Raw genomic sequence first — 24,805 nt, forward strand, 5'->3', positions numbered from 1 at the left:
AGTTAGATTGATGATAGTTTCTTCTTTTGCAATGAATATTTAAGTTTTATTGATAATCATTCTTTCTTCATTTATCTGCAAAAGTACTTTTTTTCTTCGACAAAACCGAAGCTTAGAGAATTAATTTCACGTTTTAGGATAATTTTTCGAAATATTGACAAGAGTTTCAGAAGATTTTTCCTATCTTTGAATCCAAATAAGCGAAAAGTTAAATTCAACATCAATATTATGTCAAACAAACGAGAATTAAAGAAGGCCATACGGAATATCTGCGCTGACCTGTTCGCTGAGTGTGCAAGTGCCACGTACTATAGTGCTAAGGAACAGAAAGAGAATGGCGAAGTGCTGCTCACCTCTATCGTCGAGATGAACGAGAACTTCATCTGCCGCGTTTCCCACCCCGAACCCGGCATGCCCGCAAAGGCATACTACAAGGACCTCATCGCCGAGTTCAACAAGCAAGCATCGGCCATCATCGACCAGATATCAACCATCGCATAAATTCTACATCTATGTTGCAGAAATTTTGTGGATGGCTCTTATATAAATGTATGGGGTGGACAAAGGATGTCACCGTGGTCCGCCCCGACAAGTTCATTATCTGTCTTGCTCCTCACACGAGCAACTGGGACTTCCTCATCGGCCAGCTCTACGCATGCTCCGAAGGCATGAAGATCAACTTCCTCATGAAGAAGGAGTGGTTCTTTTGGCCCTTGGGCGGTATCTTCCGTCGGATGGGCGGCATCCCGGTGTGGAGGAGCAAGCACACGAGTCTCACTGACCGCTTGGCCGACGAGGCCCGCAGCGCAAGGAGATTTGCCCTCTGCATAACACCGGAGGGCACCCGCTCGCTGAATCCCGACTGGAAATTAGGGTTCTACTATATCGCCAAGAAAGCCGGAATCCCGATATTGCTGTATGGTGTCGACTACGAGAAGAAGCTCATACGATGCACCATGGCGATGACTCCGGAGGGCGACGACGAGAAAAACATACGTGACGTAAAACTGTATTTTAAGGATTTCAAAGGCAAGCACCCCGAAAAATTCACTATTGGGAAACTATGAACAAACGTACAACTATACTCTTTCTCTTCTGTGCCGCAGCCCTCGGACTTTCAGCCCAAAGCCGTGACAGCAGAATAGGGACGGCTGTGGAGACGGCCATCAAGAAGATCGAATGGCCGACGGGCAGCGGTGTGTCGGTACCGAAGCTGATGTCGTATGAGACTAATGCCGACATGGAATCGCTGACCGTCAGACTCGACGATTCGGTCTCGAAGGAGAAGATAGACTCACGTACGGTAAACAAACTATATAAGCTGCTGCGCAAGGGACTTCCGGCTGAATACAGGAAATATGATATTGTTGTAATCTCGGACGGCAGGACCCTCCAGGACATTGCAAGCGAATCGCGGTCGGTCAAGCCAGTGACAACCTCTTGGGGCTCAACCGACTACAAGGGACAGCCATGGGTGCAGAACGTGTCGAGGCAGCTGACGGCGAGCAAGGGTCTCTACGACCGTCACATATCAATATGGTCGAGCCACGGCCGATATTACGACTCGTCGAAGGGGCAATGGAAGTGGCAGCGCCCGAATCTCTTCGGAACGACTGAGGACTTATACACCCAGACAATAGTGACACCTTATCTCATCCCGATGCTTGAGAATGCCGGTGCCGTGGTGTTCTCGCCACGCGAGCGCGACTGGCAGAAGAATGAGGTCATCGTCGACAACGACGGCAGCCACAGGGGATATGTGGAGTATGGGGCCAAGAAGTGGTCGGCCACGGCCGCAGCCGGTTTTGCGTTTCATGAGGGTACCTATGCCGACGGCGAGAATCCCTTCACCAAGGGCACGGCGCGGAAGGTGAAGACGACAAAGGGAAAACGCGTGACGATGGCGAGCTATCAGCCTTACTTCACCGAGTCGGGGCAGTATGCCGTCTACGTAAGCTACAATACGGTGAAGAAGAGCGTCGACGATGCCGAATACACCGTATACCATAAGGGGCAGGCAACGACGTTCCACGTCAATCAGACGATGGGCGGCGGCACATGGGTCTACCTCGGCACATTTAATTTCGATAAGGGCAGCTCCGAGTTCAACAGGGTTGTAGTGTCCAACCACAGCTCCTCTAAAGGCTTCGTCACTACCGATGCCGTGCGCTTCGGCGGTGGAATGGGAAATATCGAGAGGGGCGGTGAGGTAAGCGGAATGCCCCGATGCCTCGAAGGAGCACGGTACAGCGCCCAATGGTATGGTGCACCGCGTGAGGTCGTCAGTGTCTATCAGGGGCAGAACGACTACAACGACGACATCAACTGCCGGTCGCTGATGACCAACTGGCTGGCCGGAGGAAGCGTCTACGTGCCAAGCAACGAGGGACTGAAAGTACCTATAGAGCTCTCATTGGCCGTACACAGCGATGCAGGCTATGCCAAGGACGCATCGCTGACAGGAACGCTAAGTATCTGCACTACAGACTACAAGGGCGACAAGAGTCTGAATTCTGGACTGTCGAGGAGTGTTTCTAAGACCTTCGCCCAAGGACTTATAGATCAGATAAAAAGCGATGTCAGTGCACGATTTAACACTTCATGGACGGTGCGCGGTGTGTGGGACAAGAATTACAACGAATGCCGCAGACCGGAGGTGCCATCAGCTATCCTCGAAGTTCTCTCGCATCAGAATTTCAACGACATGAAGTTTGGACAGGACCCGAACTTCAAGTTCACACTGGCGCGAGCAGCCTACAAGCAGATCGTAAAATTCGTCTCACGGCTGCACTCCACGCCGTACACCATTCAGCCGTTGGCTCCCGACCATTTCAGTCTTTCGTTAGTATCGAAGGGCCGCATCCAACTTCGGTGGCAACCGGTCAATGATCCTACGGAGCCAACAGCAAAGCCAAGCTGCTACATTGTTTATACGGCCATCAACAATGGCGACTTCGATAATGGCACAAAGGTCAACGCTACGAATTTCACTCTCGACATGGAGCCAGGCAGCTTATACCGTTTCCGCGTTACGGCCGCCAACGATGGTGGCGAGAGTTTCCCTACGGAGGAGCTCGCGGCATGTTACAACAAGTCGGCGCGGAAAAACATCCTCATAGTCAACAACTTCCACAGACTTTCGTCACCGGCAATCATCGACAACGACCTGGAGCAGGGTTTCGACTTCAACGCCGATCCCGGTGTGCCCTATGGCAAGTATGCGGGATGGAACGGATTCCAAACCAATTACGACCGAACGATGATGGGAAAGGAGGGCAGCGCAGCCCTCGGCTATGGCGGTGACGAGCTCGTAGGAATCTTCATTATGGGCAATACTTTCGACTACCCGACGGAACACGCTCAGGCACTGGCAACAACGGGGCGCTACAATATCGTCAGTTGTTCGGCTGATGCCGTCGAGAACGGAACGGTGCGACTCAGCGACTACGATGCCGTCGACCTCATCAACGGACTGGAGGAGGACGACAGCCACTCGCTGGTTCATTATAAATCGTTCAACACGACGCTACAGAGGAAGATCGAGGACTATGTTCGGAATCATGGCCGGATATTCGTCAGCGGTGCTTATATAGGCAGCGACATGACATCTGACCAGGAGACGGCATTCCTCGGCAGGGTCCTCAAAGTCAGCTACAACGGACAGAACCGCGACCAGGTTAATCCAACAGTCACAGGGATGGGCCAGACAATGAATGTGTGGCGGATAGTGAACGAGAGCCATTATGCTGCGGTGTCGGCCGACGTTCTCAACGCTGCCGACGGAGGCTACTGCGCCATGAAGTATGCCGACGGCACCAGTGCGGCCGTGGCCTACGACGGCTCTGACTATAAGGCCTTTACAATGGGATTCCCGATAGAGTGCATCAAAGACGCGAAAACGAAAAGCGCTATTCTGCGCGGGATAATGGCATTCATACTGAAATAACATCAAAAAAATCATTATACTATGACAAAGATTACAGCCAACGCTTCAGGAACAAGAAGCATAGAAATCAGTGAGAAACATCTGAAAACCATCCGGAAATACTCTCTTCTCGATGGTCTCATCGATTCAAATGGAATAATAAACGAGGAGGTTCTCGACAAGTTGAAACTCAATGTCAGAGGTCTCCTGGAGTCGGCAAATGTCAAGGACAACGACTTGCTCGACTTATGTCTCGATGTCATCTACAACCAGAATATGAAAGCCATTGGACTCCAGAATCTTGTAAGTCTGTATGGCGAATGGCTGAAGACTAACGGCAACGATGCTCCTGCCGACGACAACCCTGATCCTAACGAGGTGACTGATTGATGGCAAACGGCAACAGCGACAACAGAACACGGGGATACTTGCTCACCGACTTCCTCCCTACAACGAAGAAGGAGGTGGAGTTACGCGGATGGGATCAGCTCGATGTCATCCTCTTCAGCGGCGACGCTTATGTCGACCACCCGGCTTTCGGAGCCGCGGTGATTGGCCGTGTGCTGGAATCGAAAGGATTCAAGGTGGCCATAGTCCCGCAACCCGACTGGCACGGCGACTACCGTGACTTCAAGAAGCTGGGGAAGCCGAGGCTGTGCTTCGCCGTATCGCCGGGGGCTATGGACTCGATGGTTAACCGCTACACTGCCAACCGCCGAAAGAGACACGACGATGCGTACAGCCCAGACTCTCGCCACGACATGCGGCCGGATTATCCCTCGATTGTCTACACCCAAATCCTGAAACAGCTCTTTCCCGATGTCCCAGTAATATTGGGCGGTATCGAAGCTTCGATGCGGCGATTGACACATTATGACTATTGGCAGGACAGGGTCAGGAAGAGCATCCTCTGCGACAGCGGTGCCGACATGATTCTCTACGGTATGGGCGAGAAGAATACGGTAGCTGTTTGCGAGGCTTTGGCCGAAGGGAAGAAGATAATTCAACTAAGGGATATTCCGCAGACGGCTTATCTGAGTAAGGAAGAGGATATCCCCGGTGGAATTACCGATGCCGACATCGTTCTCCACAGCCATGAGGAGTGCTTGGAGAACAAAAAGTTTGAGGCCGAAAACTTCCGACATATCGAGGAAGAATCCAACAAGATGCATGCCCAGCGCATCCTCCAAGCCGTTGACGGTGAGTATGTTGTGGTTAATCCTCCTTACCCGCCAATGACAACCGAGGAACTCGACGCGGCCTACGATCTTCCCTACACCCGACTGCCGCATCCTAAATACCGCGGCAAGACGATACCGGCCTACGAGATGATAAAATTCTCCGTGACGCTGCATCGCGGATGCTTCGGTGGATGCGCGTTCTGTACCATCTCGGCCCATCAGGGGAAGTTTGTGGTTTGCAGATCGAAGAAGAGTATCCTTCGCGAAGTGGAGCAGATTATCCACATGCCCGACTTCAAGGGATATATCTCAGATCTCGGCGGACCATCAGCCAATATGTACGGAATGCACGGACGGAACCTCAAGGCCTGCGAGAAGTGCAAGCGCCCGTCGTGCATCAATCCGGCTGTCTGCCCCAATCTTATCACCGACCACAGCAAGCTGCTCGACATCTACCATGCCGTCGACGCTCTGCCGGAGGTGAAGAAGAGTTTCATCGGCAGCGGAATAAGATATGACCTGCTCCTCCATCGTGGCAACGACGAGGCAAGTAACAAGGCAGCAGAGGATTACACACGCGAGCTCATCGTCAAGCATGTCAGCGGACGACTGAAAGTGGCACCGGAGCATACCTCCGACCGCGTGCTGAAACTGATGCGAAAGCCGTCGTTCTCGCAATTCTATGAGTTTAAACGCGTCTTCGACCGAATAAACCGTGAGGAGGGACTGAAAGAGCAGATAATTCCTTACTTCATATCTTCTCATCCAGGGTGCCACGAGGTGGACATGGCTGAATTAGCGGTGATAACAAAGGACCTCGACTTCCATCTTGAGCAGGTGCAGGACTTCACGCCAACGCCGATGACCGTTTCTACCGAGGCCTGGTATACGGGTTACGACCCTTATACTCTCGAGCCCGTATTCTCGGCCAAAACTCCGCAGGAGAAGCTCGCCCAACGGCAATTCTTCTTCTGGTATAAACCCGAGGAACGCCGAAATATCGAGCATGAGCTCAGACGCATTGGCCGTCCTGACCTCATAGAGAAACTCTATGGTGGAAAGAACAACTATCATCCGTCGGCCAACGCAAACGCGCATCATAATGCCAAGGACCGCAAACCGACGGCCGGACGTCACCCGAACGTGCGTTACGACGATAAAGCCATAGGCAGTACCCCGGACCAGCCTTGGCGCAGCGGAAGGGGCCGCAGCAACAATAAGGACAGAAAATATCATAGCGAAGGAGCAAAATTCAATAAGTTTAACTCCTCAAACGCCACCGCCAATGAGGGCCGTCGAGGTCAGTCGAATGGCGGAAGACAACGGAACCGCAACAAGCGATAGACGGAATGGGGTGGGGCTGAGACAAGCCTTCGCCCCTTTCCGTTCCGTTTGTGGCGGTTTTTGCTGTTTTTACGGCATTTTGTTGTAATCATCTGCGGGTAGTTGCGCATCATTTTGCGCGTATGGCCGAATCCCAGAGGAAGAGCAATCCACCCGATTCCGGAACAGAAGAAGGACATTAGGAAGTGTCTGTAATTAAAAATATGAGAATGCTGACACCCCCTCGCGACATTCTCCGTGAAATTTAATCCATCAAACGATGCACTCAGAAGTAGAGAATACATATCCCGAAGGGGACAGAATGATGAATAAGGGCCTGTTGGACGAAAGCCAGTACAAGGTCGTAACGGTACGTGGGGGATACCATCTCGTGCTTGCCCCTCCGGGATGTGGCAAGACTCACACTCTCGCTGAGCGCATTTGCTATGCCCATAACCATGGTGTCGGCTACGACGACATGATTTGCATGACGTTCACCAACCGTGCATCAAGGGAGATGCTGAACCGGATAAGACTACGAATCAATGATCCGTCGGTCGACGAACTGCAGGTTGGAAACGTCCATCGCTACTGTTCCAAATTCCTCTTTGAGTCGGAGATGATCAGTGCCGACTCGTCAATAATCGATGATGAGGAGGCGGTGAGCATCATTGCCGACTATTTGCATGAGGACGACGAGACGGTTATGGGCGACTGGCGCCGTTTTCGGGTCTACAAGGAGATAATCTTCTTCCAGCATCTCATGTACCAGCTTGAGCACAACCACCCGCTGAAGGTGCTGCTGCATCCTGAGGCGCTGACAGAGGAAAACCGACAGGGACTGAAGAAGATATGCGAATTGCAGAACTATGAGTTCAACACTCAGTCGATGCTCGAAATCTATAAGCATGCTTACAACTACATTGACGATGCCAACGCACCACGGTTAAACCCCGACACGCGGAAATTCGTGCGCAACGTAGCATTGAAAATGTATTACGCAAGCATGTATGAAAAGTACAAGACGGAGAACAACATGCTCGACTTCGAGGACCTACTGCTCAAGACTTACGACGTTTACAAAGCGGATAAGGCAAAACCCGAGAGCGAGAGAAAGCTGAGCTACTACCACTGGATACAAGTCGATGAGGTTCAGGACCTTAACGAGATGCAGTTAGCAATAGTCGACTTGATTACTGCCGACGACAACTTCACCGTCATGTACCTTGGCGACGAGCAGCAGGCCATATTCTCGTTCATGGGAGCAAAGATGGAGACGCTGATGGAACTGCGTATGCGCTGTAAAGGGAATATCCATCATCTGACAAAGAACCACCGCTCACCGAGCTATCTCCTCGATGTATTCAACGATTATGCCGAGAAGACCCTGAAAATAAACCGCGACTTTCTGCCCACAAGCGACCGCATAGTGAAAGCGGCTCCAGATGACTTGTGCATCGTTTCGACGACAACCGTCGACAAGGAAATCGTAAAGGTGGCGGAACTGTCGAAATCGTTCGTCGACAACAATCCGCGGGAGCGAACGGCCGTCATCGTCAACTCGAATCGCGATGCCGACAAAATCAGTGAGGAATTGGCTGCCGAGGGACTGAAGCACTTCAAAGTGTCGGGAAAGGACCTCTTCTCGACCAACGAGATGAAACTGATTCTCGCGCACGTCAATGTTGTCAGCAATGAGAATAATTTCATCAGTTGGGCGCGGATTTTAAAAGGGTTGAAAGTGTTTCAGACGAACTCCTTGGCCCGCAGATTCCTTCGGAAACTAAGACAACTATCTATTGTTCCCACCGACTTTCTGCTCTATGACAGAAGCACTTACGTTATGGAGTTCATCCGTGATTACGAATCCAAGGACATTGTAGTATTCGATACCGAGACCACGGGACTTGATGTCTTCAGCGATGATATCATAGAAATATCGGCTATCCGCACGCGGAAGGGTCAACAGATTGGAGAGCCATTAGACTTATACGTCAGAACCGACAAGACCATTCCAGAAAAACTCGGCGACAAGGTTAATCCAATGTATGCCCTCTATAAGGAGAAGGAGGCTAACGGCGGCCTGGTCTCGCACGCTGAGGCCATAAAGATGTTCCTCGACTTCGTTGGCGACTGCACTATCGTGGGCCACAATGTCAATTATGATTACAATATCCTCGACAATAACATGAAGCGATATTGCGGCAAGAGCCTTAGCGAAAGGACGTTGCGAGTGTTCGATACCCTAAAGCTGATGCGTCTCCTAAAGCCGAATCTGACGAGCTATCGGTTGGAATCGTTGCTCGCCGTCTACGGACTCGAAGGAAAGAACTCGCATCAGGCCATCGACGATACTGCGGCTACGGTGAGCCTCCTCGCTTTCAGCTATCAGTGTGCAAAGGAAATAGCTGAGGCTCAGACAGCTTTCATCAACCACCCGAAAGTGATTCCGTTGACCGATAAATTCCGGCGCAACTATTCTGAAATATTCAAGCGGACATACGATAAGCTCTACAACTTGCCAACGAGTACAGAGCCTCCGATAGTAGAAGAGCTGAAAGAAGCTTACAAATCTTTTGTCGACGAGGAATATATCCAGCCAATAACCAAGTTCGACTTGTTCCTCACTTACGTCACTAATGATGTCGTTGAGGATGAGTTCCGCCACAGTCCGCTCATAGACCAACTGTCGCGATACTCCATTGACCTCGACACCCTGAAAGAAGCCGACTTCTGCAACTCTAAGAGTATCGTGGAGAATATCTACGTCACGACGGTTCATAAGGCCAAAGGACTCGAATTTGACAACGTTATCGTCTTCGACGCTGCCGATGGCCGGTACCCGAGTTACGTCAACTCAACGAAGAAACAGGATGATGAAGATGCACGAAAGTTCTACGTTGCAATCTCTCGGGCTCAGAAAAGACTTTACATTCTCTACGCAACTGAGTCGGTCGACAAATATAATAGGGTGCATAAACGTGAGATAACACCGTTCATGAGCACCATAATGCGCTACTTCACCAACAGATAATGACAATCCGCCGTTATCTTGGATGATGGGTAGAAGCAAATGACGGGAAGTGCAGAATCAAACAACGGGATGTAAAATTAATTCAAACCACATTCCGCTCAACACCAATCTCGTTATGTACTGAAAACCAACGACTTACAAGAACATGCCATTTGGCGTTGCAAAACGGTCCATTTCAGCTTGCAAAACGGTCCATTTCAGCTCGCGAAATGGACCGTTTTGCAAGCTGAAATGGTATGTATTATAATGCTGTAAAGATAATTCAGAGTCTCCGTTCGTGTTATCTTGGATTTTCAATACATTTTATTAATGTAAGAATCAAGATTAAAGGGGGAGAATATCAGAATATGTTTCCAAACCAATTTCTGAATTCCAACCAGTACTTGAAGGCTGCGCTGTGGCTCGCTGCAAGAATCTTCGTTAAGCCGGCCAAAATGTAAAGACCGAAGAAAACGAACAGAATAAACAGAATGCTGAAACCGAAGAACAGCCACAGATCGGCATCATCATACTCCTTGCGGAACCGCGAGATGCGCGAGCCCGACCAACCGAAGAACACTTCTATATGGTCGAGAACCTTTGTCAGTGTGGTTTTCGACTTCTTTCCTACGTTCTCCACAGTCCGTCCGGCACTCTTAATGGCCTCTACCGACGGATGGATGACCCTCGAATCCACAAAGGGCATCGACGAATAGTAGGGTAGCGACAGCTGGTCGTCCCTAACCGGTATGACGCTGCTGGCCTCGACAGTGAGATTGTCGGGCTTGCTCAATCGACAAGTAACGATGCCCTTGCAATAAGGACAACGATATTTGAACACACCATATTCGTCTGTTTCGGCAACGAAAGCCTTGCCACAGTGGCTGCACTTGACGCTGTATTTCATTGATTCTTCTATTTTATGATTGCAAAAGTATAAAAAAATGACCAACATTGCAAGAGATATGAATAAAATTATTACCTTTGCACTACGAAAATTTAAATTCAAATGAACTGGCTAATTGACTTATTCACGGCTCAAGATTCTGTTGCCCACATAGCATTGCTCTATTCGCTCGTCATTGCTATCGGCATACTTCTTGGCAAAATTAAAATCGGTGGTATTTCCTTAGGTGTAACGTTCGTACTCTTCGTGGGAATTCTTGCTGGACACATCGGTTTCACGGCCCCTGTCGCAACAATGAACTTCCTTCAGGATTTCGGACTTATACTGTTCGTCTTCATGATCGGTCTGCAGGTGGGACCGGGTTTCGTTGAGAGTTTCGGACGCGGAGGTATCAAACTGAACTTGATGGCATGTGCTGCTATCTTATTGAACATTCTCGTGATGTTCGGATGTTACTACTTGTTTTTCAACACCTCCGACCCGAAAAATCTACCAATGATGGTCGGTACGCTCTATGGTGCCGTAACGAACACACCTGGACTTGGAGCTGCTCAGGAGGCTCTGCAGAGCGTCTTCCCGAAGGGTGTCAACTTCAACCTTGCATCGGCTTATGCATGTGCTTACCCCTTGGGTGTGCTCGGAATCATCGGAGCATCGCTTGCTGTAAAGTTCTTATGCCATGTCGATTTCGATGAGGAGAACGAGAAAATCCAAGAGATGGAGGCTGCCGACCCGCACGAGAAACCGCATATGATGTATCTGAAAGTTGCCAATGCGTATATCGCAGGGCGCACACTGCAGCAGATTTCGGGGTTCCTCAACCGCGATATCGTCTGCACACGTATATTGCACGACGGACAGCTGAGCCTCCCGAAGCGGGACACTAAATTTGAGATGGGCGACGAGGTGCTTATAGCTTGCGCAGAGAGCGATGCCGAGGCTATTCAGGCTTTCATCGGTCCAACTATCGATGCCAACTGGGTTGAGGATGAGAAGTCGCAGCCAATGGTAAGCCGCAAGATTCTCGTCACCAACACTGCAATGAACGGTAAGAGTCTCGGAAAGATTCACTTCTCAAGTCTTTACGGTGTCAACGTAACCCGAATCACGCGTCAGGGCATGGACCTCTTTGCCAGCCGAAGTCACCACTTCCACGTTGGCGACCGCATTACTGTTGTGGGACCGGAGGAAAATGTAAACCGCGTGGCTGAGCTTATGGGTAACCAGGAGCGCAAACTCAATATGCCAAATATTGCCACAATATTCATTGGCATCATTGTGGGTATCATCTTCGGAAGCCTGCCATTTGCTATCCCGGGAATGCCGGTGCCATTGAAACTTGGACTTGCCGGCGGACCGCTGATCATCGCCATCATCATTGGAAGATGGGGATATCGAATTGGATTAAACACTTATATGACAACATCAGCTAACATGATGCTGAGAGAATTCGGATTGGTACTCTTCCTCGCATCGGTGGGAATCAAAGCCGGTGACGGGTTCTGGGAAACTGTAGTGTCCGGCGACGGACTGAAATATGTGGGAACGGGATTCCTCATCACTATCATCCCGATATTGATTGTAGCTCCGTTCGCCCGCAAGAAGTATAACTTCAACTACTTCACCATCATGGGAATGATTTCAGGTACTTACACTGACCCTCCTGCACTGGCTTACGCCAACTCCGTATGCAACGGTGAGGCTTCTGCCATCGGATATTCTACTGTCTACCCGCTGAGCATGTTCTTACGAATCTTTACGGCCCAACTGATAATATTGTTCTTCTGTGGGACCTAACACAAGTATAATCCTCATCTGTCTCCGTCAAGGATGGCGACTGGTGAGGATATTTTCTTTTAACTAAAATACTAAACAATGAAAAAAATCAGACTTTTTACAATCTTCTTATTTACTTTATTTGCCGCATCATACGCTACCGCACAGCGTTATCCTTATCAAGTGACATATCTCCCCACATCAGAGAGGGCTCGCGATCTTTGCAAAAGACTGACTCTGGACGAGAAGATAAGTCTCATGATGGACCGTTCGCCGGCCATTCCGCGACTGGGAATTCCCGAGTTTCAGTGGTGGTCGGAAGCTTTGCACGGAGTGGGACGTAACGGATATGCTACCGTCTTTCCCGTAACCATCGGTATGGCAGCATCGTTCGACGAGTCGTTAGTCAACAAAGTGTTTACCGCAGTCAGCGATGAGGCAAGAGCAAAGAACAACGAGGCTATACGGTCCGGACATATCGAGAGATACCAGGGACTGTCTTTCTGGACCCCGAATATCAATATCTTCCGCGATCCGCGTTGGGGCCGTGGGCAGGAGACATACGGTGAAGACCCGTTCCTCACTACACGCATGGGCTTGGCGGTGGTCCGCGGATTGCAGGGAAGTGAGGGATACAAATACAAGAAGCTCCTTGCATGCGCAAAGCACTTCGCTGTGCACAGCGGACCGGAATGGAGCCGACATACACTGAATCTCGAGAATCTCTCGCAACGTGACCTTTGGGAAACATATCTACCGGCTTTCAAAGCCTTGGTCCAGAAGGGGAAAGTGGCTGAAGTAATGTGTGCGTACCAGAGAATCGACGGCGACCCGTGCTGTGGCAACAGTAATTATCTTCAGAAAATTCTTCGCAACGAGTGGGGATTCAAGGGAATGGTCGTCTCCGACTGCTCGGCTATCAGCGACTTTTGGGTTCCAGGACGCCACGGTGTGAGTGCTAATGCTGCGGACGCATCGGCTAAAGCGGTTATTGCCGGAACTGATGTGGAGTGTGGAAGTAACTATAAAAATCTGCCGGAAGCTATAAAGGCAGGTAAAATCACTGAGAAACAGATTGACGCAAGCGTAACGCGACTGTTGCAGGCCCGCTTTGAAGTTGGCGATTTCGACAACGAAAAGGACAATACCTATAGAAAGATTCCAATGTCGGTGGTTGCCAACGCTAATCATAAGCAGCTGGCTCTGAATATTGCACGTGAGTCGATGGTCCTTCTTCAGAATTGGAATAATGTACTGCCGCTGGCAAAGGGCGATAACGACATCATCGTTATGGGCCCTAATGCGAACGACTCCGTAATGCAGTGGGGTAACTACTCAGGTTATCCTACATCGACAATAACTATCTTAAAGGGTATCAGGGAGAAGAATCCCAATATCAAGTATATCCAGGGCTGTGGTCTGACAAGAGACGACGGAGTAAGCACAAGCCTTTTCGACGAGATAACTTCCAACGGCAGAAAGGGAATGACAGCCGAATATTGGAACAATATGACAATGACAGGAAAGCCCGTCAGGACACAGACGATGACGACAGCTATCAACCTCAGCAACGGAGGTGCTACCGTTTTTGCTCCCGGAGTGAATCTCGATTCGATAAGCGCAAGGTATAAAGGTACTTTCACGCCTAAAGAAAGCCAAAAGGTCTCACTTTCAATTCATTGCGATGACGGAGTACGTCTTATCGTCAATGGAGATACATTGGCCAACGAGTGGAAGTCAAGAGCACGTATCCAAAACATCAATAGGGAGATTGATGTCGTTGCCGGAAAGAAATACAACATCCAGATTGACTATTTCCAGAAGAAAGACGTTGCAGTGATGCAGTTTGACATCGTCCATAAGACTATGCAAACGAAAGAAGAGCTGCTCGCGCAAATCGGTAATATAAATAAGGTTATCTTCGTCGGTGGAATATCACCAAGCCTTGAGGGTGAGGAGATGAAAGTCGACGAGCCGGGATTCAGGGGCGGTGACCGCACAAGCATTGAGCTTCCGCAAGTTCAAAGGGATATGATCAAAATGCTGCATGATGCCGGCAAAACTGTAATCTACGTCAATTGCTCGGGCTCTGCCATAGGATTGGAACCTGAAGCCGACAACGCCGACGCAATACTCCAGGCCTGGTATCCCGGAGAACAGGGCGGAAGAGCTGTGGCAGACGTTCTCTATGGCGACTATAATCCTGGCGGAAAGCTCCCCATAACGTTCTACCGTCATGACAGCGACCTGCCTGATTTTGAGGACTATAGTATGGCTAACCGCACTTATAGGTACTTTAAAGGAAATGCCCTGTTCCCATTCGGCTATGGACTTAGCTACACGACATTCGACGTAAAGCCTCAAGAGTTCAAGAATGGACATCTCATGGTCAGCGTAACCAACACCGGTAAAGTGGCTGGTTCTGAGGTAGTTCAGCTTTATATACGTCGTCCGGCCGATACCAATGGTCCTATTAAGACTCTCCGGGGATATAAACGTGTGTTCCTGCAGCCAGGAGAAAGCAAGGTTGTTGATGTCGCTTACACCGACACTGAGCACCTCGAACTCTGGGATTCGGCAACAAACACAATGCGGTTTATCCCGGGTGATTATGAAATATACATCGGAACAAGCAGCCAGCGCAAAGATCTGAAGAAGTACATGATGACTATCAGTAAAGTAGCTGAGACTCAGGAAGATACCGAATCAAATTAGGATGTAGATTATTCTTGTGACTGAAATGATGCTGCCGGAATCCCTGTTAAGCTTTGGACTCATAATATTAGAATTTCGCAGCGTAAGATTGTCACAATGACTTAAAAGAGCTTCCTCTGCAATATGCTATTGCTCAATATATTATCAACAGCATATTGCAGAGGGAATTTCCTTAGATTAAAAAGAATAACGATAGGAATTGTAAAGGATAACAATAAAATTTAAATTATAAACCAATCTCAATTATTATGGAAAAGTTGCCAAACGACCCCGCAATACTTGTTTCGGCCATTAACATGTTTCTGCGCGATGAAGAGTTCGATTCACTCGATGCTCTTTGCTATTGCTACAATCGCGACCCTAAGGCGTTGAGAAATTATCTCCAAAATCATGGCTTTATTTATGATGAGAAGCAGAAACAATTCAAACGCTTCAAGTAGACATCTGTGCTACTTGAGGCCTTCAACTGTCTTTCTCTCAACAATTTATGGCATCATCTTATCTTGTTGTTGATGAACCGGTAATGTGACCGTACCGGTCTTTGTAGGTCGTTGTAGTACTATTACCACTTGTTTTTGTAGAACTACTACCGGTAATATGCCCATACCTGTCCTTGTAAGTGGTATTTGTGCCATTATATGATGGCTTAGAAACGCTCGATCCAGTCACATGACCATAGGGATCCTTGAAGGTAGTGACCGTTTCGCCATTATATTGCTGCCGTGACTCGCTCTGCCCGGTGATGTGCCCATAGCGGTCCTTGTATACTGTAGTCTTGTTTCCACGACTGTCCGTTGTCGTCGTAGCAGTCCCTGTAACGTGACCATAGCGGTCTTTCTGAGTCTCAACAGTACGGTTGCTTTGTGCACTAACGTTGAGAGCAGCACACGCTAAAACCAATGCGAATAATAATCTCTTCATATTAACCCAACTTTGACATCGTATTTTGCTTAGTTGTTCTGTATCAGCAATTTAGTGTTTTTAAAAAGTCCTACTGTGTTCTACAGATTTTTATTTTTTTAAATGGCACTTTACTGATTTTCAACAACTCGTAGATTTCAGCTGCACTATCTGTAGGCACACTGCACAGTCTGGTCTCGACAGCCTCTCCAAGCGCATTTACTGCTGTGGTAGTAACTGCTTTTTGAGTCTTCATGATCCGCATGATCTCCGACCAGTACGGTGTCGAACGCTCCCGCCCATGCTCATCCTTGCCTTGCTTTCGCCGGGCAACCTTCATCTGATGGCGCACGGTGTTTACTATCCAGTAAGCCAGCAGCCCTAAGAAAAGGTGTGCGTCTGCCCTATTGTCAGTCTGGTGGTATATGGGCCTGAGGCTGAGGTCGGTTTTGAGCTGCCGGTTGGAGCATTCTATTTCACGTATAAGATTATAGTAGTTCCAGGTCGTTTCCTCATCTAATTTCTTCACATTGGTTCTGAGGAAGTATGTTCCGTATTCCACCTTGTCCGGGATGTTGACCTCCCATGTCATAGAAGCGACTTTGTCGTGTCCGTCATCCTCAACTTTTATATTGTAATATCGGCTTATAGAGGGATATTTTCCTTGCAGGGCACCGATCCTGTTTTGTACCTTGCCGTAGTTTTTTATCCCGTGTTTTGATTGGGTACTCTTTCTGATTTTTTTCAACCCTTCCTCAAAACGCTCACGGAATTTGCGGTTCATGGATTCTTCCTTCAACGCTTTTGCAGGAGAGTCTATTTTGAGGTAACAGTCGTCATTCTTGGCCGTTGTTACGCGTTGAAGCGTTATCTCGCGCTTCAAGCAATCGCAAACTGTGACTTTGGGAGCATTCTCGGGGGTGGTGTATTCGGTAAGAGCTTTGCGGGATACACAAAGATAGTTGTATCCTTTGTCCCTTATAGTCTTGAGGTTATCTTCAGTTGAGATACCTGCGTCAATGACTACAAGCACTCCCTCGTTATCGGGACATTTGGCCGGATTCTCAGCAATAAGCTCGTCCACCATGTTGGGAAGTGACTTTGGATCGGCGGTATTGCCTTCCAGTACCGCACTGTAACGTATGAAGCCGTCAGTATTGATGCATAGCGCGAGGACAAGCAGCTTGCAGTCGCTGCGTTTCTCCTTTGAACGGCCAAAGGCAGCCTTCTTGCTGCCGGTCTTGCGTCCCTCAAAATAAAAGTTGGTGAGATCGAAGAGCATAATGCGGTTGGTCGGTTTGAAGAGGTCGTCGGTCTTGTGGCAAAGATACTTCTCAAGCTTATCCTTTATGGAATAAAGGTCATCGGCAACTCGATATATCCTCCTTGGAGTTATTTTGGCCATAGGAAGGTCAAGGAGTTCGCACACTGCAGAGTTCTCTTTTATAATGGATATTGACTTTAATTCGGACGGAGTATAGGCCGCCCTCGTAATAAGATGGGCCAAAGTGACCTTCACCTTGTCCTCAGACCATCCCAAAGAACGGAGAAATGTATCCAGACCAAGTTTACGAATCGTTTGCAGGCATAGCCATTCGCAGCCGACTTCCCTTGCGTCTGTATGCCTCATAGTGTCAACATCTATCCGTTTCCTGGCCTTGGACTTGCTTCTCTCGTAGGCGTTGCCCACAATATCAAGTTTTTCCTCCTCGACAAGTCTGGCCCAGTACGCATGCACTCTGTCACGAACCACTTCCGAGTAACCTTGCAGTTTCTCATCCCAAAGTTGGACATCCTTCTGGTGATTGTACAGATACGTCAGTCCACGCGCAACATCTCTTATCTGCTCTGGGGATAGGTCATGTATAAACCCGACATTGAGCAATATCAAAGTACATACCCTACCGCTGGCATCGCGATAGGACTCCTTCAGACGGTAATACTTCTCGTCTTTACACGTCTGTGGGTTGTAACGTATTTGGGACGTAAAATTCATGCCGCAAAGATAAGCAATCCCTACGACATTGCTGTGTTCTACATTGCGATTTTGAGCAGTTTGACCACGCAAACCCCTATAAACACTGGAAAAAATTCTGAAAAAAAACATTAGAGCGTCAAACTTGGGTTAACATCTCCTTATCTTAGTTTCAACAAATGTATATCTACGTCTTAACAACTCGTTGTCATCTTTACAACAACTCGTTGTCTATGACTCAAAAAACTATTGTCTTGCTTACAATCAATCGAAGTCATAGCTATTATATGCCGCAAACTTACAATTTATTTTTCATATTTCATACGATTGATTAAAGATTTGTATTCCTTTAACATAAGGAAGAGGGCAACTGGACTAATTTACCGATTCGAGATGTTACCTAAGATAAAGGCCCCAGCTAAAAAGCTGAGGCCTTGAGTATTAGTGGAATCTATTGGATTGAATCTTGATTCAAATTGAATTAGAATAACAACCCTAATTATAAGAATCCAAATTCTATACCATCAGACTCACGAAAGTATCACCAGAGATTAGATAGACTCGCTCCAGTCTTCCTGACTCTTACGGATATAAGACTGGTAACGGCGCTTAGCTGCCTTCTCAGTCTCGGCGTAGAGTTCCTCAGCCTCTTCAGGACGAACCTTCTTGAGGGAAGCGAAACGAACCTCACCCATGAGGTAGTCGCGGAAGTTCTCCCACTTAGGAGCCTTAGAATCAAGCTGGAACGGGTTCTTGCCTTCCTTGGCCAGCTCCGGATTGAAGCGCCACAGATGCCAGTATCCGCACTGTACAGCTAACTCTTCCTCGTGCTGAGAGCGGTTCATGCCACGCTTCTTACCGTCAGCTTCCTTACCCTTGATACCGTGGTTGATACAAGGAGCGTAAGCGATGACAAGTGATGGCCCTGGATAAGCCTCTGCCTCGCGGATTGCTTTCAGTGTCTGAGCGTTGTCAGCACCCATAGCAACCTGTGCTACATAGATGTAACCATAGGTTGTCTCCATCAGACCGAGATCCTTCTTACTTACGCGCTTACCTGCAGCAGCGAACTGTGCGATAGCGCCAAGAGGTGTAGACTTCGACGACTGGCCACCAGTGTTAGAGTAGACCTCAGTATCCAGAACGAGGATATTGACATCCTCACCAGATGCGAGCACGTGGTCGAGACCGCCGTAACCGATATCGTAAGAAGCACCATCACCACCGATAATCCACTGAGAACGCTTAACGAGATAGTGATCAAGAGTCTTCAGTTCCTTAGCAACATCGCAGCCGGCAGCAGCATCCTTCTCGATGAGCGGCTTCAGAACTGCGGCAGCAGCCTTAGAACCCTCTGCATCGTTCTGATTATCAATCCACTGCTGTGCAGCAGCCTTGAATTCGTCAGATGTCTTGTCGTCAGCAATCTTCTCGTTGAGGAGCATTGTGATGCGGCTCTTCATCTTCTTGTTTCCAAGGGCCATACCGAGACCGAATTCGCAGAAGTCCTCAAACAGTGAGTTGTCGAATGCAGGACCCTGTCCTTTTTCGTTTGTTGTGTATGGAGTTGACGGAACGGAAGCTGAATAGATTGAAGAACAACCTGTTGCGTTGGCAATCATCTCACGGTCACCGAAGAGCTGAGAGATGAGCTTAACGTACGGAGTCTCACCGCAACCAGAGCAAGCTCCAGAGAACTCGAACAGAGGTGTAGCGAACTGTGAGTTCTTCGGGCTCTGCTTGATATCCACAAGATCCTGCTTTGACTTCACGTTCTTAACGAGCCAATCCCAGTTCTTTGCCTCCTCAACCATATCAGGAGCGTCGACATTGAACGGAACCATCTTCAGAGCCTTTTCGCCGGTCTCACGGTTCTTGCCCATGCAGACATCAGCACAGTTGCCGCAGCCAAGGCAGTCGAGAACAGACACCTCAATGCGGAAGTGCATACCCTTCAGAGCCTTAGGAGCTTTCACCTCGAGAGTAGTACCCTTGAAGCTCTCAGCCTCCTTGTCGTCGAGGACGAACGGACGGATAGCAGCGTGCGGGCAAACGAATGCACACTTGTTACACTGGATACAGTTCTCAGGATTCCATACCGGAACCATAGCCTCAACGCCACGCTTCTCAAAAGCAGCAGTACCGTTCTGCCATGTTCCATCAACGGTATCGTTCTTAACGAAGTCAGAAACCTTCAGAAGGTCGCCGGCCTGTGCGTTCATAGGACGAACGAGTTCCTTAACGAACTTAGGAGCGTCGTCAGACTTAGCCTCATCCTCTGGCAGGTTAGCCCATGCCGGATCAACGGTCAGCTCCTTGTATTCGCCACCACGGTCTACGGCTGCATAGTTCATGTTGACGATATCCTCACCCTTCTTACCATAAGACTTCACGATGAATTTCTTCATCTGCTCAACGGCGAGATCCTCAGGGATGACCTTCGTGATGCGGAAGAATGCAGACTGCAGGATAGTATTTGTGCGGTTGCCAAGACCAATCTCGCGTCCGATCTTGCTTGCGTTGATATAGTAAACCTTGATGTTGTGCTTAGCGAAGTACTTCTTTACGTGGTTAGGAATGAAGTTAACCAGTTCCTCACCATCGAAGATAGTATTCAGCAGGAATGTACCGTTATCACGCAGACCACGGGTTACATCATACATGTGGAGGTAAGCCTGAACGTGACAAGCAACGAAGTTAGGAGTATTCACGAGATAAGCTGAGTGAATAGGATCGTCGCCGAAACGCAGGTGCGAGCATGTGAAACCGCCCGACTTCTTTGAGTCGTAAGAGAAGTAAGCCTGGCAATACTTATTGGTATTGTTACCGATGATCTGTACAGAGTTCTTGTTTGCACCTACAGTACCGTCAGATCCAAGTCCGTAGAACTTTGCCTCGAAGAGCGAGTCGCCGCCCATAGGAATCTCAGGAACTTCAGGAAGTGAAGTGAATGTCACATCATCGACGATACCTACAGTGAAGTGGTTCTTTGGCTCCGGCAGTTCGAGGTTGTTGAATACAGCCACAATCTTTGCAGGAGTAGTATCGTTAGAACCGAGGCCATAGCGACCACCAACGATAAGAGGTTTGCGTGGATCGTCGTAGAGAGCACTCTTAACATCAAGATAGAGCGGCTCACCCTCAGCTCCCGGCTCCTTTGTGCGGTCGAGAACAGCGATGCGCTTAACAGTATCAGGAATAGCCTTACGGATAGCCTCTACAGAGAACGGACGATAGAGGTGAACAGCCACCATACCGACCTTCTTACCCTGCTTGTTGAGGTAGTCGATAGCCTCGCGTGCAGGCTCTGTAGCCGAACCCATGAGAACGATGATGTTCTCAGCGTCGGCAGCACCATAGTAGTTGAACAGGTGGTACTCACGGCCAGTAATCTTCGAAATCTCGCCAAGATACTTCTCAACAACAGCCGGGACCTTATCGTAGTACTCGTTGCAAGCCTCACGATGAGTGAAGAAAGTCTCAGGATTCTCAGCAGTACCGCGTGTTACAGGGCGCTCAGGAGTGAGTGCACGGTCGCGGAAACGCTTTACGTAGTCCATGTTGAGCAGTGGGCGGATATCCTCCTGGTCCATTTCCTCAACTTTGTGATACTCATGAGATGTACGGAAACCGTCGAAGAAATTGATGAACGGAATCTCAGTCTCGAGAGTAGCGAGATAAGGAACAGCGGTAAGATCCATGACCTCCTGAACAGAGCCCGAGCAGAACATAGCGAAGCCAGTCTGACGGCAAGCCATAACATCCTGGTGGTCACCGAAGATACACAGCGAGTGAGAAGCCAGTGTACGAGCTGAAACGTTGAACACGCAAGGAAGCAGTTCACCTGCAATCTTGTACATGTTCGGGATCATAAGCAGCAGACCCTGTGATGCCGTGTAGGTTGATGTGAGAGCACCAGCCTGCAGAGATCCGTGCACTGCACCGGCAGCGCCACCCTCAGATTCCATTTCCTGAACAGATACAGTCTGTCCGAAGAGATTCTTACGGCCTTTGGCTGCCCACTCATCGACGTGCTCAGCCATTGGAGAAGACGGTGTGATAGGGTAGATGGCTGCAACCTCAGTAAACATGTAGCTTACATGAGCGGCTGCGGTGTTACCATCACAAGTCACAAACTTTTTTTCTTTAGCCATTTTGTTACTTATTAAAATGAATATTGTTTATAATGTTTTTGAATAATTCGTCCGATATTAAATCGTCGTTTTGTTTACTTTAATATAAGAATCCGAACAACCACAGCGGGATTTTGTTTCCTTCGCCTATCTCCGTGTGGTATCTGGCATATACAACATCATTGGAATATCGCACTTTATGGTTTGTTGCGTCGCATATTCTGAACTTATGCTTGTTGTCGATGATGTAGTATCCCGGTTTTGCTCCAACGTTCACCTGATGCTCTTTCCTCAGCGTGCCGACGAAGAATGTCTCCATTACCTCCTGCTCAGTGAACGTAAGAGGATATATGACATACTGGAGGTTGGTGTTGTGAAGCATGACCCTGGCGGGTTTCTTAGGGAATTCCTCTCCAACGGGATATAAAATGTTGACCAGTCTTGCCTCAGCCAAATATTTGATATAGTTCATCACCGTGGCCCGGCTGGTATTTATATCCTTAGCAAGCTCGCTGATGTTTGGAGCCTTCGGGCCCCCGATAGCGAGTTCGTAGAAGAGTTTCTTAATCTTAGCAAGATATTTCAGTTCTATCTGCTTGATGAGAAGGATATCCACCTCCGTCATCATATTCATCGTCTTTAGCAGATTCTCCGAGAAATTTCTGTTCTCAAGGAAGAACGGATAGAATCCGTGATGAAGATAATCATCGAAGTATTTCAGCGGACTCAGGTCGGGCAAAATATGCTTGATGATATATTTATGGTCGGTAAGAATATCGTCAAGCGTACAAGCCTTGAAGTTACTGCCTGTCATAAGGTTAAGATACTCACGGAAGGAGAATCCCCTCAGACTGTATATCTTAGCGATACCACTGAGTTCCGGGAAGTCGTCCTGCATACGCATCACGCTCGAACCGGTGAAAACTATCTTCAGTCCGGGATAATAGTCGTAGCAGAGTCGAAGGTCCTTGCTCCAGTTTGGCTGTTTGAACACCTGGTCGATGAGCAGCGTTCTTCCACCTCTTTTATAGAACTCGCCGGCAAAATCGCAGATGCCATGACCCTGGAAGTAGAAGTTATTCATATTTACATACAGACATTGCCTGTCGCGTGGGTCGAAGTGTTCCTTGGCATACTGAAGCAGAAAAGTGGTCTTTCCAATCCCTCTCGAACCGCGAATGCCTATCATACGGTCGTTCCAGTCTATCTCATCCATAAGGGTGCGGTGGACAGGTGCATTGGTGTGCTCTACGAGATAAGTATGAGTTCGAAAGAAAGCTTCCATGTTGTTGTTTTAGCTTTAGTCTTAGCTTTATTGCATTTCTTTGGAGCGTTTTACCGCTTCATATTATTTTCTTAGGTGCAAAGTTAATACATTCTTCTGTTATTTGCAAACTCTATATTGCAAAAAATATATTTTTTTATTATTTTTGCACACTGTATTGCCAACGTTTAAAAAACTTACAGTAGAAAGAATGAAACTCCACATCTTTAATCCCGAGCATGACATTGCTTTAGCGCGCAACGACAAGTATTTTACTGCTCCACGAGCCGGGCGTCGTCTGCGCGAGGATTGTGGCTTTCTGCCAGCCCTCTGGGCCGACAAAGGCGACTTTGTGCTTGTCGGTGACGTAGCTAAAGCCCGCCAACTGCTTACCGATGCCATCAGTACTATGAGCTCAATATCCTCACAGCCATTAGCAACCGTCAGCGATAACGTAAATTTCGTTACATTGCACGCCCTCCACAAGTTGCCGAATGACATCCAAATCGAACCGTGGGGATGGGACTGTGCATTACTTTTCCAGCTTACCAGAAACGGCCTCGAATCCCTGTCGTTGCCCGACTCCGACCAGCTTTCGACCATCAGAGCGCTCAGCAACCGCAGATTCTCATCATTCTTACTCCGCGAACTGATGGACGACCGCGGCCTCATCAGTGCCGTGGGCCCCATGGTAGGCCAGTCGTGGTATGCCTCAACCGTCGATGAAGTTAACGACTTGCTGTCACGCCATCAAGCCATCGTCGTCAAAGAGCCATGGAGCAGCAGCGGCCGTGGAGTCCGTTATATAGCTGACAGCATCGACACCGCAACGGAAAACTGGATTCGCAATACTATAGCGAAACAAGGAGGAATCATGGTTGAGCCGAGATATAAAAATATAGCCGATTTGGGAATGGAGTTTTACTCCGACGGTCACCGCGTTGTCTATCGCGGTCTATCCCTCTTCTCAACCTGCTCAGGATTCTACGAAGGCAATATTATAGCCTCCGAGGAAGACAAGGCAAAGTTAATTTCACCGTTGCTTCCTAAGAAGAAATTACTCATTCTAAGCCACACGTTGGAAAAAGAGCTTAGCTCTGAGCTCGCCGGCAAGTACACAGGGCCGTTGGGAGTCGACATGCTGATAACCGATAATCACGCTGTTCATCCTATGGTTGAGATAAACCTGCGGCGCACAATGGGCCATGTTGCCATCGACATGTACAAACTCATGAAGTCAGATGCCGCAATGGGCTTCGTCTTTACTAACGGAGTGTACCATTTCAACGTTAATCCTGTTGCCACACTTCTTTGAAAAACTGTAGCATGACCGCCAAGCCATACTGTCAATATATTTCAGCACGAGAACATTTTTGCCCCTCCCGCATAACCAACTGACAATCATCGACTTACAAAACCTATTGTTTTGCGTTGCGAAACGGCCCATTTCGTAATGCAAAACGGTCCGTTTCGCAAGCTGAAACGGACCGTTTTAGAGGCTCAAATGGCATGTATTGATTTGCTGTAAATATATTTCACATTCTTAACCGATAACTCTCCAATTTAAGAGCTCGTCTACAAGAACTATGAATCTGCCCCTCGCTACAGCTGGAACCGACATCTTCCCGCCACAGTGACTACTTGAATCCGCATCCGTGCGGTGATTCAAACTGCTGCTAAGACGTAATTTGGT

General features: G+C 48.5%; 15 protein-coding genes. 10 read left to right on the forward strand and 5 right to left on the reverse strand.

Annotation, left to right across the window (positions count from 1 at the left end):
* Window positions 1–228: 228 nt before the first annotated feature.
* The 6 genes from LDN30_RS06630 to LDN30_RS06655 all read left to right on the forward strand — a co-directional run bounded on the left by LDN30_RS06630 (window position 229) and on the right by LDN30_RS06655 (window position 9,463).
* A complete protein-coding gene (locus LDN30_RS06630) occupies window positions 229–501 on the forward strand; it encodes a hypothetical protein (RefSeq protein ID WP_223925968.1) in 273 nt (90 codons plus the stop codon).
* Between the two features lie 11 nt (window positions 502–512).
* Window positions 513–1,067 (forward strand): 1-acyl-sn-glycerol-3-phosphate acyltransferase, encoded by a 555-nt coding sequence (locus LDN30_RS06635; protein ID WP_223929061.1) that lies wholly within the window; start codon window positions 513–515, stop codon window positions 1,065–1,067.
* The gene (locus LDN30_RS06640) at window positions 1,064–3,946 is read left to right on the forward strand and encodes a golvesin C-terminal-like domain-containing protein (RefSeq protein ID WP_223929062.1); all 2,883 of its coding nucleotides are present in this window, start codon (window positions 1,064–1,066) and stop codon (window positions 3,944–3,946) included. The genes LDN30_RS06635 and LDN30_RS06640 overlap by 4 nt, the downstream gene beginning before the upstream one ends.
* A gap of 21 nt (window positions 3,947–3,967) precedes the next feature.
* Window positions 3,968–4,315, forward strand: coding sequence for a DUF8442 family protein (locus LDN30_RS06645; protein WP_223925971.1), 348 nt, complete (start codon window positions 3,968–3,970; stop codon window positions 4,313–4,315).
* The gene (locus LDN30_RS06650; protein WP_223929063.1) at window positions 4,315–6,450 is read left to right on the forward strand and encodes a YgiQ family radical SAM protein; all 2,136 of its coding nucleotides are present in this window, start codon (window positions 4,315–4,317) and stop codon (window positions 6,448–6,450) included. Before LDN30_RS06645 ends, LDN30_RS06650 begins: the two co-directional genes overlap by 1 nt.
* 301 nt (window positions 6,451–6,751) lie before the next feature.
* On the forward strand, window positions 6,752–9,463 hold the full coding sequence (locus LDN30_RS06655; protein ID WP_223929064.1) for a 3'-5' exonuclease: 2,712 nt from the start codon (window positions 6,752–6,754) through the stop codon (window positions 9,461–9,463).
* 340 nt (window positions 9,464–9,803) lie between these two features.
* On the opposite strand, the gene LDN30_RS06660 is transcribed toward LDN30_RS06655, so the two are convergent.
* Window positions 9,804–10,349 (reverse strand): Rpo12/RPC10 RNA polymerase subunit family protein, encoded by a 546-nt coding sequence (locus LDN30_RS06660; RefSeq protein WP_223929065.1) that lies wholly within the window; start codon window positions 10,347–10,349, stop codon window positions 9,804–9,806.
* Between the two features lie 102 nt (window positions 10,350–10,451).
* Between LDN30_RS06660 and LDN30_RS06665 the strand changes: the two genes are divergently transcribed.
* The 3 genes from LDN30_RS06665 to LDN30_RS06675 all read left to right on the forward strand — a co-directional run bounded on the left by LDN30_RS06665 (window position 10,452) and on the right by LDN30_RS06675 (window position 15,280).
* Window positions 10,452–12,146: a putative transporter gene (locus tag LDN30_RS06665; RefSeq protein ID WP_223929066.1), complete on the forward strand. Its 1,695-nt coding sequence runs from the start codon at window positions 10,452–10,454 to the stop codon at window positions 12,144–12,146.
* A gap of 78 nt (window positions 12,147–12,224) precedes the next feature.
* Window positions 12,225–14,840, forward strand: a complete 2,616-nt coding sequence (gene xyl3A, locus LDN30_RS06670) for a xylan 1,4-beta-xylosidase (protein ID WP_223929067.1) — start codon at window positions 12,225–12,227, stop codon at window positions 14,838–14,840.
* A gap of 248 nt (window positions 14,841–15,088) precedes the next feature.
* Window positions 15,089–15,280 carry a DUF4250 domain-containing protein gene (locus LDN30_RS06675; RefSeq protein WP_223925976.1) on the forward strand — a complete coding sequence of 64 codons (192 nt, stop codon included), beginning with the start codon at window positions 15,089–15,091 and terminating at the stop codon, window positions 15,278–15,280.
* A gap of 58 nt (window positions 15,281–15,338) precedes the next feature.
* Here the strand turns inward: LDN30_RS06675 and LDN30_RS06680 are convergent, their stop codons facing one another.
* The 4 genes from LDN30_RS06680 to LDN30_RS06695 form a co-directional block, all read right to left on the reverse strand.
* Window positions 15,339–15,761, reverse strand: a complete 423-nt coding sequence (locus LDN30_RS06680; RefSeq protein WP_223925977.1) for a hypothetical protein — start codon at window positions 15,759–15,761, stop codon at window positions 15,339–15,341.
* A 70-nt stretch (window positions 15,762–15,831) separates the two neighbouring features.
* Window positions 15,832–17,736 carry an IS1634 family transposase gene (locus LDN30_RS06685; protein ID WP_223925324.1) on the reverse strand — a complete coding sequence of 635 codons (1,905 nt, stop codon included), beginning with the start codon at window positions 17,734–17,736 and terminating at the stop codon, window positions 15,832–15,834.
* 530 nt (window positions 17,737–18,266) lie between these two features.
* The gene (nifJ, locus tag LDN30_RS06690; RefSeq protein WP_223925978.1) at window positions 18,267–21,869 is read right to left on the reverse strand and encodes a pyruvate:ferredoxin (flavodoxin) oxidoreductase; all 3,603 of its coding nucleotides are present in this window, start codon (window positions 21,867–21,869) and stop codon (window positions 18,267–18,269) included.
* Window positions 21,870–21,948: 79 nt separating this feature from the next.
* Window positions 21,949–23,133, reverse strand: a complete 1,185-nt coding sequence (locus LDN30_RS06695; protein ID WP_223925979.1) for an AAA family ATPase — start codon at window positions 23,131–23,133, stop codon at window positions 21,949–21,951.
* A 190-nt stretch (window positions 23,134–23,323) separates the two neighbouring features.
* On the opposite strand from LDN30_RS06695, the gene LDN30_RS06700 reads away from it, so the two are divergent.
* The gene (locus tag LDN30_RS06700; RefSeq protein ID WP_223929068.1) at window positions 23,324–24,427 is read left to right on the forward strand and encodes a hypothetical protein; all 1,104 of its coding nucleotides are present in this window, start codon (window positions 23,324–23,326) and stop codon (window positions 24,425–24,427) included.
* The last annotated feature ends 378 nt before the right edge of the window (window positions 24,428–24,805 follow it).

This window comes from Prevotella lacticifex (assembly GCF_019973375.1).
Taxonomy (GTDB): Bacteria; Bacteroidota; Bacteroidia; order Bacteroidales; family Bacteroidaceae; genus Prevotella; species Prevotella lacticifex.

Bases quoted from the DNA above. Each gene is read 5' to 3' on its own strand.
- LDN30_RS06630 (WP_223925968.1), top strand. From the start codon at position 229: ATGTCAAACAAACGAGAATTAAAGAAGGCCATACGGAATATCTGCGCT.
- LDN30_RS06635 (WP_223929061.1), top strand. From the start codon at position 513: ATGTTGCAGAAATTTTGTGGATGGCTCTTATATAAATGTATGGGGTGG.
- LDN30_RS06640 (WP_223929062.1), top strand. From the start codon at position 1,064: ATGAACAAACGTACAACTATACTCTTTCTCTTCTGTGCCGCAGCCCTC.
- LDN30_RS06645 (WP_223925971.1), top strand. From the start codon at position 3,968: ATGACAAAGATTACAGCCAACGCTTCAGGAACAAGAAGCATAGAAATC.
- LDN30_RS06650 (WP_223929063.1), top strand. From the start codon at position 4,315: ATGGCAAACGGCAACAGCGACAACAGAACACGGGGATACTTGCTCACC.
- LDN30_RS06655 (WP_223929064.1), top strand. From the start codon at position 6,752: ATGATGAATAAGGGCCTGTTGGACGAAAGCCAGTACAAGGTCGTAACG.
- LDN30_RS06660 (WP_223929065.1), bottom strand. From the start codon at position 10,349: ATGAAATACAGCGTCAAGTGCAGCCACTGTGGCAAGGCTTTCGTTGCC.
- LDN30_RS06665 (WP_223929066.1), top strand. From the start codon at position 10,452: ATGAACTGGCTAATTGACTTATTCACGGCTCAAGATTCTGTTGCCCAC.
- xyl3A (WP_223929067.1), top strand. From the start codon at position 12,225: ATGAAAAAAATCAGACTTTTTACAATCTTCTTATTTACTTTATTTGCC.
- LDN30_RS06675 (WP_223925976.1), top strand. From the start codon at position 15,089: ATGGAAAAGTTGCCAAACGACCCCGCAATACTTGTTTCGGCCATTAAC.
- LDN30_RS06680 (WP_223925977.1), bottom strand. From the start codon at position 15,761: ATGAAGAGATTATTATTCGCATTGGTTTTAGCGTGTGCTGCTCTCAAC.
- LDN30_RS06685 (WP_223925324.1), bottom strand. From the start codon at position 17,736: ATGAATTTTACGTCCCAAATACGTTACAACCCACAGACGTGTAAAGAC.
- nifJ (WP_223925978.1), bottom strand. From the start codon at position 21,869: ATGGCTAAAGAAAAAAAGTTTGTGACTTGTGATGGTAACACCGCAGCC.
- LDN30_RS06695 (WP_223925979.1), bottom strand. From the start codon at position 23,133: ATGGAAGCTTTCTTTCGAACTCATACTTATCTCGTAGAGCACACCAAT.
- LDN30_RS06700 (WP_223929068.1), top strand. From the start codon at position 23,324: ATGAAACTCCACATCTTTAATCCCGAGCATGACATTGCTTTAGCGCGC.